Genomic DNA, 13576 nt, shown 5'->3' with positions numbered 1-13576 from the left:
CGCTCGTCCTAAGCAGGCCACAAAGGCGTGCAGATACTATTAGGCCGCTTGCCCCCAAGGCGGCAAGCAACATCCAGCGCTTCCGTTAGACAGGCCTAACGCCGCAAAAAATTGGCCAGCAGGTCATGGCCTGCCTCGGTTAGAATCGACTCCGGGTGAAACTGCACGCCTTCGACATCGAGATCGCGGTGGCGCACACCCATAATTTCTTCCAACTCGCCCTCGGCGTTATTCGTCCACGCCGTTACCTCCAGGCACTCCGGCAAGCTACGTTTGTCAATCACCAAAGAATGATAGCGCGTAGCCACCAAGGGGTTTGGCAAGCCGGCGAATACGCCTTCGCCACGATGCACGACCTGCGAAGTCTTGCCATGCATGACTTGGCCGGCCCGAACCACCTTACCGCCAAACACTTGCCCTATCGTCTGATGCCCTAGACAAACACCCAGGATAGGCACTTGCCCGGCAAACCTTTCGACCACGGCGAGAGAAATACCCGCCTCGTTGGGACTGCAAGGGCCGGGCGAGATGACGATACGCTCGGGCGCCATCGCCTCGATATCTTCGATGCCGATAGCATCGTTCCTGTGGACGACGACCTCCGCACCCAATTCGCCGAAGTACTGCACCAGGTTGTAGGTGAAGGAGTCGTAATTGTCGATCATTAACAGCATGCTGGTTGCCTCCGCCCCTTCACTCATCATCCGGGTTATCTAAACCCCGCTCCGCGATTTCCACCGCCCGGAATAAAGCTCGCCCCTTATTTAGGGTTTCCTTCCATTCCAGTCGCGGTACGGAGTCCGCCACCACGCCGGCACCGGCTTGCACATGCACTTCGCCATCTTTGATCACTGCCGTACGAATCGCTATCGCCGTGTCCATATTGCCGGACCAGGACAGATAGCCGACAGCGCCGGAGTATATCCCCCGTTTCACGGGCTCGACCTCGTCGATGATTTCCATAGCGCGAATCTTCGGTGCGCCGCTAAGCGTACCGGCCGGGAAGGTCGCACGCAGCACATCCATCATCCCCACACCAGGGCGCAAGCGACCGCTGACGTTCGAGACGATATGCATCACGTGCGAGTAACGCTCGATCGCCATCTGGTCGGTGACGGTTACCGAGCCGATCTCGCAAACTCTGCCGATATCGTTACGCCCGAGGTCGATCAGCATCAGGTGCTCGGCTATTTCTTTAGGGTCGCCCAGCAGCTCTCGCTCCAGATCGGCATCCTGCTCGGCAGTGGCGCCACGCTTACGGGTACCCGCTAGCGGACGTACCGTCACCTCGCCTTCTTCCAGACGAACGAGAATTTCCGGCGACGAACCGGCCACCTGGAACCCGTCCATATCGAGAAAAAACATATACGGGGACGGGTTCGTGGAACGCAGCGCTCGATAAAGATCCAGCGGCTCGCCCGGATACGGTACGCTCATACGCTGAGACGGCACGACTTGCATCACATCGCCGTCTACAATGTAATCTTTGATTCGCTCGACCGCCGCTTCGAACTCGGCTTGGCCGAAACTGGACCGAAAATCGGCCTCGGCCACCTGCCGCGGCGGCCGTTGACCACGGTAGACACTGTCAGACTGCCGCAGACGTTCGGCCAAGTCACGCAAACGTGTTTGACCACGGCCGAATGCCTCCGGCTCGCTCGGGTCGACATGAACCACCAGATATAGCTTTCCGGCAAGATTGTCGAACACCAACACTTCGTCGGCGACCATGAACTGAATGTCCGGCACACCTAAACGATCGGGGTTAGGGCACTCTCCCAGGCGAGGCTCTATATAACGAACCGTATCATAGCCGAAATACCCCACCAGCCCGCCAAGGAAGCGGGGCATTTGCGGGAACCCCGGCGGGGGGCGACACGAAAACGCTCGTGGAATGCCTCGATCCAGGCCAGCGGATCGGCCACTTCCTCCTGCTCGATCAGCTCGCCGTCGAATCGTAACTCGACTGCATGACCACGCACCGAGAGAATCTGCCGACAAGGCAAACCGATAATGGAGTAACGCCCCCATTTCTCCCCGCCCTGGACGGACTCGAACAGAAAGGAGTACGGCCCTTTGGCAAGCTTCAGGTAAGTGCTTAGAGGGGTATCGAGGTCCGCCAGAATTTCGCGAACTAAAGGTATACGGTTATAGCCCTGAGCAGCCAGAGCATCGAATGCGTGCTGATCCATAAGTCACCACAAAATCAAAATACAATAGAGGGTTTCGCCGAGCTTATCTCCGTTAGCTCCGCCATCGCCCCCGGCGAACCTGCCGCGCCGCAATGATTCCGTGATTGACCTTCGTTAACATGTCACGCTGCTTCGTTGACCAGAGCCGGCAACTCATGCACTCCGTTAATGACGACATCCGGCTTAAAATCACGAATATCCTTGCCGTGATTATAACCATAGGGAACGCATACCACCGGCATATTCGCCCGGCGGGCCGCTTCGATGTCGTTTACCGAGTCACCCACCATCAACGTTTCTGCCGGCACGCACCCAATTAATTCGGCCGTGTGCAACAAAGGAGCCGGATGCGGTTTCTTTTGCGGCAGGCATTCGCCTCCGATAATAGCCGAGAAACAGCCATCAATGCCAAGCGCTTCGAGCAACGGCTTGGCGAAACGCGCCGGCTTATTCGTCACCACCGCCATGGCATAGCCGTCCGCCTGCAACTGAGCTACACCTTCCGCCACCCCTTCGTAGAGCCGGCTATGAATGCAAAGCGTTGCTTCATAATGTACAAAAAAGCGCGCTAGCGCATCTTCTAGCAAATCTGTGGGCACCTCGCCGTCCAAGGCGCCGGACAGCGCCCGCTTAACGAGGTTCTTCGATCCATTACCGACCCAGGTACGAACCTTCTCCTCGCCTGCCGGCGCCCGCCGGAAGTCGGCCAGCATGCGATCGATCGCCACAGCCAGATCCGGTACGCTATCGACCAATGTGCCATCCAAGTCGAACAAGAAACCGCGGATACCGACTAAGCTCATGCGCTCACCTTTGCTAATTCCTTGCGCATCTGCGCAATAACGTCCTTGTAATCAGGCTTGCCAAAAATAGCCGAGCCGGCAACGAACGTATCGGCGCCGGCCTCGGCCACCGCCGCAATATTATCTACTTTAATACCGCCGTCTACTTCAAGGCGAATATCGTATCCGCTGTCGTCGATTAAGCGGCGCGCCTCACGCAGCTTATCTAACGTAGCAGGAATGAACGCTTGACCGCCAAAGCCCGGATTCACCGACATGAGCAGTATCATATCGACTTTATCCATGACGTACTTCAAGTAATCGAGCGGCGTTGCCGGGTTAAACACGAGGCCCGACTTACAGCCTTGATCGCGAATCAATTGCAGACTGCGATCGACGTGTTCGCTCGCCTCGGGGTGGAAAGTAATATAGTTGGCGCCCGCAGCGGCAAAATCGGGAATGATGCGATCGACCGGCTTCACCATCAGATGCACATCGATATCCGCCGTGATGCCATAATTGCGCAACGCTTTGCACACCATCGGCCCGATCGTGAGGTTGGGCACGTAATGGTTGTCCATCACATCGAAGTGCACGATGTCGGCACCGGCTGCCAAAACAGCCTCCACCTCTTCGCCAAGCTTGCAAAATCGGCTGACAGAATCGAAGGAGCGATCTTGTAATCCCGCATGGTTCCTACTCTAGCTTAATTGGCTGGGCTCGAGCCGGACTTTACCGCAGCAGCCTTTAGATTACAGCCCTTAAGAAAGCACTAAACAGCTCCCTTAGCCTGTATGGGCAATTAGCCGCAACACCTAGTCAGGCTGCGGAAAAATCATTTTCAGCAGCCTAAAAGCGGCCGATCGCCTTTTGCTTTGCCGGTTCAGAGCCTACAGGTTGCGCACCCGCCGAATCTCATTGTACGCCTCGCGGATCTCATGGGTCCGCCGCGCGGCGGCCTGCACTTCGCTATCGCTTAAGCCCTGCGCCACCATCCGGTCCGGATGATGCCGGCTGACGCAGCGCCGGTACGCACGCTTTACTTCTTGGTCCGTAGCGGTTTCCGGAATCCCTAGTAAATCGTACGCTTTCTGCAACGTCTGGCGGATAACCTTGCGGGGCGCATCCTGACCGCCACGCTGCCGTCGCAACAATTGGTCCAGGCGCACCGGATTGATTCCCAATCCTCGACAAATTCGCTTCAACACTTTCACTTGCTCCGGCGCCGGGGAGCCATTTGCCAAAGCTACCCGAACCTGTAAATTCAAAAAGCGCTCCCGATCGGCCCCGTCGGCGCAACTTCGGCGCGTATAGACAACCAGGGTCCGTAACGGCAGCCCTGGCCGTTTTCCCCAGGTAAACAAATTAACCGCCCGGCGGCGTTCGTCCTCGCTCAGCCCCAGCTCGGACATAATCGCTCGGGCGGCGGCAACCTCATACTCGCTAACGCGGCCATCCACCTTGGCAAGCTGGCCCATAACCGCGAATAGTCCAATCAAATACCGTCGTTCGCGCAGCGAACGTTCTGCCGAACGCCAACTGTAATCGCCAAACCGCCACAACAGCCGGGCATAATCGAACGCAGTACCGAAAACAAGGCCGATAATCGCGCCCCACAGCCCCGCCACCAGCCAACCGACAATAGCGGCAAGCATTCGGCCCCAGCGCGGCGCGAACAATGCCTTTAGTTTTGTAATCGATCGTGCCAACAGGAAACCCGTACTTACTATAAGCCGACTCAAGAAGACAAAGATCCGTTATACCATTAACAGCCGTATACAAAAGCCTAATATGCTACGAAAGCGGCAGACAGAGTGTGAATTATGCCCTTGCAGCCATAGGTTAAGAGCGGCCATGGAGCGGCACCCGTTAAGATAGCGCCAGGTTCGAAGTTTCCTTGAGCAAGCGGAAAGCTCGCCTAGCGGTCGATCTACCCACAGAAAGGAACCTGGAAAGGGGCCTACGAGCAGGGTAAGCAAGCGCTGCCTACTTACTTTGCCGGCGAAGTTCGAGGCAAAGCGACTCCAAGATCGCCCCAGATTTGTTGCAGAACACGCTCAAACGCCGCCCGCTCCGTTAAACGGGACAACTGCAACGCGCCTTGCAAAGCGGCAAGAATCAGCAAAGCGCGAGCATAGGCATCGCCAGCAAACTGAAAATCGCCTTCCCGCCTCCCTAGATCTAATACGCCGGAGAGCCATTGCGCGGCATCCGCCATCAAACCTTGCGCCTCTGCGCGCATATCGGCCGAGACACCTTCCAGCTCAACGGTCACCACGCCCAAGGGGCACGCGGTGCCGTCCTCCAAAAACGCCTTTCAGTGGCCACAAAGCGTTCTAAGCAACTAATCGGCGAAGCCTTCTGCTTCTGCAACTGCCAGGCCCACCAGCGAAAGTGCTCGCGGTGGCGGCGCAACAAGGCTAAGCCCAAGTCGTTCTTGGAAGGAAAATAGTAATGAATAGCCGCATTGCGAACACCCAGTCGTTCGGCAATATGGTGGTAGCTAAAGCCTTGAAAGCCTCGCGTGAGTAATAAGTCTTCGGCGGCTACCAATATCTGCTGTCTTGTATTACGCGAACGAACCACAAGCGCTCCACTTATACTAAGAATGGTACCGTCTACGAACCGCCACCCGCGTCAGGCAGATTGTTTACGGAACGACCTCGACGCAGGACCGGCAAGACCTTACCGCTCCGGCGATACGAAGCGTGAGAAGTTGAGAAGCACGCCATGCCGCAAGCTTGTCGTCCTCAGCAACCGCCGGCCGTAGAGCGGCTAAGCGTACTTGGCCAGCAAGCGCGTCAGCTCATGCAGCGTATCGCGGGAATCCCCCGGCAGCTCGCGGTCAGGGTCAATACCTTGCTCCATCGCGCACGCCATCATTTCAAAAAACGCCTTATTCAAGGCTTTCCGCGACGCGGCCAATTGCTGGGCTACGGCTTCGCAGCTTTCGTCTTCATCGATCATTCTTCGTATTCCGCGGATCTGTCCTTCAATCCGCGCCAACCGCGCCAACAGCGCTTTTTTTGAATTTCGGCTGGACTCAGCATTGCAGCCATAACATTCTCTCCATTGAACGCAGTACAATAGTCCCTTGACGCTATAACTAACGGAAGCTCCGCAGTTTACAGGAAGCATGATGACCACAGCTCCCCGCGCCCTATACGAGTCTGAACTAAAAAGCTTGCCGCTACTCCATCGCGGCAAAGTGAGAGACGTTTACGCAATCGACGAGCAACGGCTGTTGATCGTTACCACCGATCGGCTATCCGCCTTCGATGTTATCTTACCCGATCCGGTCCCCGGCAAAGGTGCGGTATTAACCGCCGTCTCGAGCTTCTGGTTTAAACGGTTAAGTCATATCGTACCCAATCATTTACTCGACGTACCGTTGGAAGCCGTCATCGCCGACGCGTCCGAGCGCGAGCGAGTACGCGGGCGTGCCGTTGTCACACGCCGCGCGTCTCCCTTACCGGTCGAAGCCATCGTTCGCGGCTACCTGATCGGGTCCGGCTGGAAAGACTATCAGAACGCTGGCGCGGTATGCGGCATCCAGCTTCCTTCCGGCTTGCAACAGGCGGCACAACTGGCCGAGCCTATCTTTACACCGTCGACCAAAGCCGCTGTCGGCGACCATGACGAGAACATCGCCTTCGACCACGTTGTCGATAGTATTGGCTCGGATCTCGCTTTCCGAATCCGCGACATCAGCATTCAGCTGTATCAAGAGGCCGCTCGCTATGCGGCAGCGCGAGGCATAATCATTGCCGACACGAAATTCGAGTTTGGCCTCGACGAAAGCGGCCAACTGATTCTCATCGACGAGGCGCTAACGCCCGATTCCTCCAGGTTCTGGCCCGCCAGCGAGTACCGAGAAGGCATCTCTCCGCCAAGCTTCGATAAGCAATTTGTGCGCGACTACCTCGAAACGCTGGACTGGGATAAAAAAGCCCCTGGACCACGGTTGCCCGAGTCGATTCTCGAACAGACCGCAGCAAAATATCGCGAAGCCAAAGAGCGCTTGATCCAGTATTGAAGAAGCAACGACGAACAGCGCACGAACACCATTAAGGTACGGCACCAACGCGGACAATTTTCATTGTGTTGGTGCCTCCTTCGACACCCGCAAGATCGCCTTTGGTAATTATCACCAAATCGCCCGTTGCGACCGCACCCTCCGACTCCAATTGTCCGACCACTTCGCGATTAACCTGCGAGTGATCGGCTTCGGTAATATCGAACCGCCGCGGATACACGCCACGGTATAAGCTCAATCGCCGTTGGGTCGCGTCATGGCGAGTAAAGGCATAAATCGGCACTTCGGTCCCGATGCGGGACATCCAAAGAGCCGTAGAACCCGACTCGGTGAACGCGGCGATTGCCTTTACTTGTAAGCGATTAGCGGTATCGATGGAGGCCTTCGCAATGGCTTCGTCGACATAGCGATACCCTCGCCCCTGCTCTCGCCCTCGGTGGAAGCGCTGATAACGCTCGGTACCCTGACATATCCGCGCCATGGCCTCAACCACCGCGACAGGATGCTCGCCGGCAGCGGTCTCTTCCGACAACATAACGGCATCGGTTCCATCCAATATCGCATTAGCGACATCCAATACCTCTGCCCGCGTCGGCTGGGGGCTATGCACCATCGATTGCATCATTTGGGTGGCCGTAATAACGACGCAATCCTTGGTTTGTGCTTTCTGCAATAGATCCTTTTGCACACCAGCCAGTTCGGCATCGCCAATTTCCACCGCCAGGTCGCCGCGAGCGATCATGACAGCGTCCGACGCGTCGATAATAGCGTCCAAATGATCCAGCGCTTCGCGCCGCTCGATCTTCGCCACAATACCGCCATGACCGCCGGCCTCGCGCAACAAGCGCCGTGCCTCGTGGATGTCGTCAGCGTTACGAGGAAAAGAAACGGCGAGATAATCCGCCCCCGCTTCCGCAGCGAATCGGATGTCTTCCCGATCCTTAGCCGTCAACGCGGCGACCGACAAACCGCCACCCAAGCGATTTATGCCTTTGCTGTTGGCAAGCCGCCCGCCGACTAAGACTTCGGTGTGAATCTCAGAGCCGATGACCCGCTCGACCTGCAACCGTAACAAGCCGTCGTCGAGCAGTAAGATATCGCCCGGCGCAACGTCTCCGGGCAGACCTTTATAAGAGACGCCAACCCGCCGCTCGTCTCCCGCATCGGTGGCGAGCTCGGCATCGAGGATAAAGCGGTTGCCTTTTTTCAAGGCCACCGCTTTTTCCCGAAACCGCTCGATCCGGATCTTTGGCCCCTGTAAATCGAGCATAATACCGACGCAACGCGCTTCGCGTTGCGCGGCTTCCCGCAGCAACTGCAATTGCTGCCAATGCGCCACTCTGTCGCCGTGGGAAAGGTTGAGCCGGACCACGTCCAACCCGGCTCGCAGCATCTCGGCAAGCACGTCCGGTTGCGTGGTCACCGGCCCTAAAGTAGCAACGATCTTCGTACGCCTCGGCATCCGTGCCTCCCAGGCATTTCCCGCAGTTAAACGGCGGCCGTTTGCTCCTGCGCACGCTCTTCGAGCACGGCAACGGCAGGCAGAATCTTACCCTCCAAGAACTCAAGAAAAGCCCCGCCGCCCGTGGAAATGTAGGAAATCTTATCGCCAACGCCATACTGGGCAACCGCGGCCAAGGTATCTCCGCCACCGGCAATGGAAAAAGCGGAACTTGCGGCAATCGCTTCCGCTAAGCTACGGGTACCGTCGCCAAACTGATGGAATTCGAACACACCGACCGGGCCGTTCCAGACGATCGTGCCTGCCTGTTTCAATAAGGCGGCATAACGTTCCGAAGTCTCCGGGCCGATATCGAGAATCAAGTCGTCCTCCTCGACATCTTCCACCCGCCGGCAAAACGCATCGGCATCTTCGGCAAACGCTTTGGCGCAGATAACATCGGTCGGCACCGGAATTTCCGCCCCTTGAGCGCGCGCCGATTCGATCAAGCGCTTCGCGTCGTCCACCAAGTCGGGTTCATAAAGAGACCGACCGACCGGATGCCCGGCAGCAGCGATAAAGGTATTTGCGATACCGCCACCAACGATTAATTGATCGACTTGGCGGGATAAGGTCTCCAACACCGTCAGCTTGGTCGATACTTTAGAACCGCCGACGATAGCGATCATCGGCCGCGCCGGCCGCTCTAGGGCCTTCCCGAGCGCGTCCAGCTCGGCCGCTAGCAACGGCCCAGCGCAGGCAATCGGCGCATACTTGGCAACACCGTGGGTCGAGGCCTGCGCGCGATGGGCCGTGCCAAAAGCGTCCATCACGAATACATCGCATAGACCGCCCATCGTCCGCGCCAGCTCTTCTTCGTCCGCCTTCTCGCCTTTGTTGAAACGAACGTTTTCGCAAAGCACCAGATCGCCCGGCTCCAACTCAACGCCGTCTAACCAGTCGCGCTCTAAACGTACTTCGCGCCCCAGCGCTTTACTCAAGTAGTCGGCCACCGGCTCAAGCGAGAACTCGTCGCTGAACACACCTTCCTTTGGCCGCCCCAGGTGACTCATTAACATAACCCGTGCGCCGGCATCCAGCGCGTGACGAATCGTCGGCAGGGACGCACGCAAGCGGGTGTCGTCGGTAATTCGGCCGTTTTTTATGGGAACGTTAAGATCTTCGCGGATCAACACCCGCTTATCCGCAAGATCCAGATCGGTCATTTTAATTACGGTCATGAGCTGATTCCTGACAAAGCGAGAACCCGGCCTCCGCCGGGTTCTGTAAGTTTACTGAGCATTCATCAAGGCAACGGCGACATCCAACATTCGGCAGGAAAAACCCCACTCGTTGTCATACCAAGCACATACTTTCACCAAGCTCCCGTCACCGACCACCTTGGTCAACGTCGAATCGAAAATACACGAAGCCGGGTTATGGTTAAAATCAACCGAAACCAACGGTAAATCGTTATATTCGACAATTCCTTTCATGACGCCTTGCGAGGCAGACTGCATTACTTGGTTAATCTCATCCGCCGACGTTTCGCGACCGGCGGTAAAAGTTAAATCGACCATCGAGACATTAATTGTCGGTACGCGGACGGCGAACCCATCCAGCTTGCCGTGCAACTCCGGCAAAACCAAGCCAACGGCCGCAGCGGCACCTGTTTTGGTCGGGATCTGCGACATCGTTGCACTACGCGCCCGCCGCAAATCCTTATGGTAAACATCGGTCAGCACTTGATCGTTGGTGTAAGCGTGAATCGTTGTCATCAAGCCCTGTTTGAGCCCGACACTTTCCGCCAACGGTTTGACCAAAGGCGCAAGGCAGTTGGTCGTACACGATGCATTGGAAATAATCTCGTCGGACGCTTTTAAACGATCGCTATTAACACCGTACACGACCGTAGCATCGACGTCCTTAGCGCCCGGCGCGGATATAATGACTTTTCTTGCACCCGCAGCGATATGCGCTGCCGCTTTTTCGCGACTCGTAAACAATCCCGTACATTCGAGTACGACATCGACGCCTAAGTCGCCCCATGGCAACTCGGCAGGATTACGTTCGGCAAAAACCTGTATCGTATCGCCATTAACCCGCATGGCCTGCCCGTCGATGTTGACGGTGCCGGGAAAACGACCGTGCGCGGTATCGAACTGCGTCAGATGCGCATTGGTAGCGGCATCGCCCAAATCGTTGACGGCAACGATACGAATCTCGTCCGTGCGACCATATTCATACAGAGCGCGTAAGATGTTGCGCCCGATACGCCCGTAACCATTAATTGCAACGTTTATCGCCATCTCCTCGCCCTCCGCCATCGCTAAACGCCTGTACGAGCCAGAATAGGGCGCGACCAAAGAGGAGGCTGCCCTCTTTAACACCCCACTCTTGCATCATATGGCGATTCGTCCGACCTAGAGAAGACTTTGACGGCAACGAGGCAAGCGCTCGCGCCGCCGCAATGCGTCCACGGCGCGACCTCGCTTTATGCTTCCTATTTCAACAAGGACGCAACCGTTTCCGCGACATTGTCGACGGTAAAACCAAACTGCTCGAACAGCGCGCGCGTGCCGATTCGCCAAACGTGGTCATACCGATGACGCGGCCTTCGAGCCCCACGTACTTCAACCAGCTATCCGGGACACCCGCTTCAACGGCAACCCGCGCTTTCACCTGCGGCGGTAAGACTTCGTCGCGGTACGCCGGGTCTTGAGCTTCGAAGGTATCCGTTGAGGGCATGGACACCACGCGCACCCGACGCCCCTGTCCGTTAAGCTTTTCGGCCGCCGCCGTCGCCAACGCCACCTCGGAACCCGTGGCGATGAGAATAGCCTCCGGCTCGCCTTCACAATCGCGCAGAACGTAACCGCCGCGACGCACATTCTTCAGCTGAGCGGCGTCGCGCTCCTGGTGAGGTAAGTTCTGCCGCGAGAAGATCAAGCAAGTCGGGCCGTCTTTGCGTTCAATCGCGGCTTGCCAGGCCACCAGCGATTCAACCGCATCGCAAGGCCGCCATAAACTCATGCTGGGAATCATGCGCAAGGATGCCAAGTGCTCGATCGGTTGGTGCGTCGGACCGTCCTCGCCGAGGCCGATGGAGTCATGGGTATACACGAACACGCTACGCAACTTCATCAAAGCGGCCATACGAACCGCATTGCGCGCGTAGTCGGAGAACACCAGGAAGGTCCCGCCATAGGGGATAAAGCCCCCATGCAAGGCAGCACCGTTCATGATGGCCGACATCGCAAATTCCCTAACGCCATAGAACACATAGTTACCGTCGGCAGCGGTCTTGGTCAGCGGCGTGCAGTCTTTCCACTTGGTGTTATTGGAACCGGTCAAATCGGCCGAACCGCCGAGCAGCTCCGGCAGATAAGGACCAAACGCGTTCAAAGCATTCTCGGACGCCTTACGCGAAGCGATGGTGGCCGCTTCCTTATTGATCGCATCGAGACTTTCATCGACCAAACGTTGCCAGGAACCGGGCAACTTGCCGCGAATACGACGGTCGAACTCGGCAGCTAACTCCGGGTGCGCTCGTTTGTAATTGTCGAACACCTGCTGCCATTCCGCTTCCGCCCTCGCGCCGCGGGCCTTACCGTCCCAAGCCTCGTAAATGTCCTCGGGCATTTCGAACGGTTCATGGTTCCAGCCCAGAAACTCCCGGGTAGCAGCGATCTCTTCCGGGCCCAAAGGCGCACCATGCACACCGTGAGTGCCGCAGACATTAGGAGCGCCGAAGCCGATAATCGTTTTGCAGCAGATCAAGGTAGGCTTATCGGTAACGGCACGGGCTTGTTCGATAGCGCGTTTAATCGCTTCGGCATCGTGCCCATCGATGTTAGGGATGACGTGCCAGCCATACGCTTCGAAGCGTTTTGGCGTATCGTCGGTAAACCAACCTTCGACCTTACCGTCGATAGAAATTCCATTGTCGTCGTAAAAACCGATCAGCTTGCCCAAGCCGAGGGTACCGGCCAAGGAGCAGGCTTCGTGCGAAATCCCCTCCATCAAGCAGCCGTCGCCGAGGAACACATAGGTGAAATGATCGACTAACTCGTGCCCAGGGCGGTTGAACTGACCCGCAAGCACCTTCTCCGCTAGCGCCATACCCACAGCATTTGCCAACCCCTGCCCAAGCGGGCCGGTCGTGGTTTCGACACCCGGCGTATACCCATATTCCGGATGCCCCGGTGTTTTCGAGTGCAGCTGCCGGAAATCCTTCAGGTCGTCCATCGAGAGGTCGTAGCCCGATAAATGCAACAGGCTGTAGATCAACATAGAGCCGTGACCGTTCGACAAGACAAACCGGTCGCGGTTGAACCAACGGGGGTTGGCTGGGTTGTGCTTGAGAAAGTCGTTCCACAGCACTTCGGCGATGTCCGCCATGCCCATCGGCGCCCCTGGATGACCGGACTTGGCTTTTTGTACCGCATCCATACTCAAGGCGCGAATGGCGTTGGCGAGTTCTCGGCGCGATGGCATAACAGGCGTATCTCCCGATGGTTTAAAAATATCGTCGGGGCACAACACCCCGCACGCAAATGCTTAAATGGAAAACGTAAAAAGGCCCGCCCCGCTTATCGAGAGCGCTGCCAAAGCAGCTCAGAAAAAGCCCCCGACACCTCGGTGAAGCGCTCAGTCTTCGACGTTTTCCGCTGGCGCGCGGCAGGTAACGTGCAAAAAATAACACGAACCTGGCTCTCACGCCTTTGACGACGCGGGATGCTCCCATATAGTGAGGATCAGGATCTACTGCGAATTCGCATCCCGAACCAGAGCCTAAGCCCCATCATACGCTGGCTCGGTACGCTGCGGCATTCGCACAGCGTATTTATCTTTGGCCCCGGTTAAACCGCGAATTTTCCCGAAGTTTCTCATCGGGAGCAAGCGCAAAGCAAAACCGGAGCGCATTAGGATGCCTCGACCGCATCGAAGCAATCGAGGCCGATCAGCGATTACACGTCATTATTAACTGCTTGCTGCGGTCGCAAAATGCCTGCGCTATCGCTACAATTATGCGTTCGGCGTCTGGGATTGCCGACGACCTTGCACTAGCGCATCAATCGACACTTCAACCGCCCGCACGTCGCGGGGCTTCAGGAGGAGGATT

At 57.0% G+C, this 13576-nt stretch carries 10 protein-coding genes and 3 pseudogenes; 1 reads left to right on the top strand and 12 read right to left on the bottom strand.

The genetic code is table 11. From position 1 onward, the window contains the following. Positions 1 to 95: 95 nt before the first annotated feature. From CAI21_RS00850 to CAI21_RS00815, 8 genes and pseudogenes are all read right to left on the bottom strand, one after another. Positions 96 to 674, bottom strand: coding sequence for an anthranilate synthase component II (locus tag CAI21_RS00850; protein WP_116300801.1), 579 nt, complete (start codon positions 672 to 674; stop codon positions 96 to 98). A 19-nt stretch (positions 675 to 693) separates the two neighbouring features. Continuing rightward, positions 694 to 2192: pseudogene (gene trpE / locus CAI21_RS00845) on the bottom strand (anthranilate synthase component I). Positions 2193 to 2314: 122 nt separating this feature from the next. Beyond that, entirely contained in the window at positions 2315 to 2995 is a 681-nt protein-coding gene (locus tag CAI21_RS00840) for a phosphoglycolate phosphatase (protein WP_116300544.1), read from the bottom strand. Beyond that, positions 2992 to 3665: pseudogene (gene rpe, locus CAI21_RS00835) on the bottom strand (ribulose-phosphate 3-epimerase). Before rpe ends, CAI21_RS00840 begins: the two are co-directional and overlap by 4 nt. 199 nt (positions 3666 to 3864) lie before the next feature. Next, entirely contained in the window at positions 3865 to 4716 is an 852-nt protein-coding gene (gene djlA, locus CAI21_RS00830) for a co-chaperone DjlA (RefSeq protein WP_220347708.1), read from the bottom strand. Positions 4717 to 4964: 248 nt separating this feature from the next. Beyond that, the gene (locus CAI21_RS00825) at positions 4965 to 5282 is read right to left on the bottom strand and encodes a TetR family transcriptional regulator C-terminal domain-containing protein (RefSeq protein WP_147305011.1); all 318 of its coding nucleotides are present in this window, start codon (positions 5280 to 5282) and stop codon (positions 4965 to 4967) included. Then, entirely contained in the window at positions 5246 to 5560 is a 315-nt protein-coding gene (locus tag CAI21_RS00820; RefSeq protein WP_181919204.1) for a TetR/AcrR family transcriptional regulator, read from the bottom strand. Before CAI21_RS00820 ends, CAI21_RS00825 begins: the two co-directional genes overlap by 37 nt. A gap of 189 nt (positions 5561 to 5749) precedes the next feature. Further along, positions 5750 to 6112 carry a metal-sensing transcriptional repressor gene (locus tag CAI21_RS00815; protein WP_116300540.1) on the bottom strand — a complete coding sequence of 121 codons (363 nt, stop codon included), beginning with the start codon at positions 6110 to 6112 and terminating at the stop codon, positions 5750 to 5752. A 1-nt stretch (position 6113) separates the two neighbouring features. On the opposite strand from CAI21_RS00815, the gene CAI21_RS00810 reads away from it, so the two are divergent. Beyond that, positions 6114 to 7010, top strand: a complete 897-nt coding sequence (locus CAI21_RS00810) for a phosphoribosylaminoimidazolesuccinocarboxamide synthase (protein ID WP_220347707.1) — start codon at positions 6114 to 6116, stop codon at positions 7008 to 7010. A gap of 31 nt (positions 7011 to 7041) precedes the next feature. Here the strand turns inward: CAI21_RS00810 and pyk are convergent, their stop codons facing one another. From pyk to tkt, 4 genes and pseudogenes are all read right to left on the bottom strand, one after another. Next, a complete protein-coding gene (pyk, locus tag CAI21_RS00805) occupies positions 7042 to 8472 on the bottom strand; it encodes a pyruvate kinase (protein WP_116300538.1) in 1431 nt (476 codons plus the stop codon). A gap of 26 nt (positions 8473 to 8498) precedes the next feature. Then, positions 8499 to 9692, bottom strand: coding sequence for a phosphoglycerate kinase (locus CAI21_RS00800; protein ID WP_116300537.1), 1194 nt, complete (start codon positions 9690 to 9692; stop codon positions 8499 to 8501). Between the two features lie 51 nt (positions 9693 to 9743). Beyond that, positions 9744 to 10760, bottom strand: coding sequence for a type I glyceraldehyde-3-phosphate dehydrogenase (gene gap, locus CAI21_RS00795; protein ID WP_116300800.1), 1017 nt, complete (start codon positions 10758 to 10760; stop codon positions 9744 to 9746). 194 nt (positions 10761 to 10954) lie between these two features. Beyond that, positions 10955 to 12948 (bottom strand): annotated as a pseudogene (gene tkt, locus CAI21_RS00790) (transketolase). Positions 12949 to 13576 lie beyond the last annotated feature (628 nt).

It is taken from the genome of Alkalilimnicola ehrlichii, from assembly GCF_003399765.1.
In the GTDB taxonomy this organism is placed as follows: Bacteria; Pseudomonadota; Gammaproteobacteria; order Nitrococcales; family AK92; genus AK92.
This window is presented reverse-complemented; position numbering and strand designations above follow the sequence as displayed.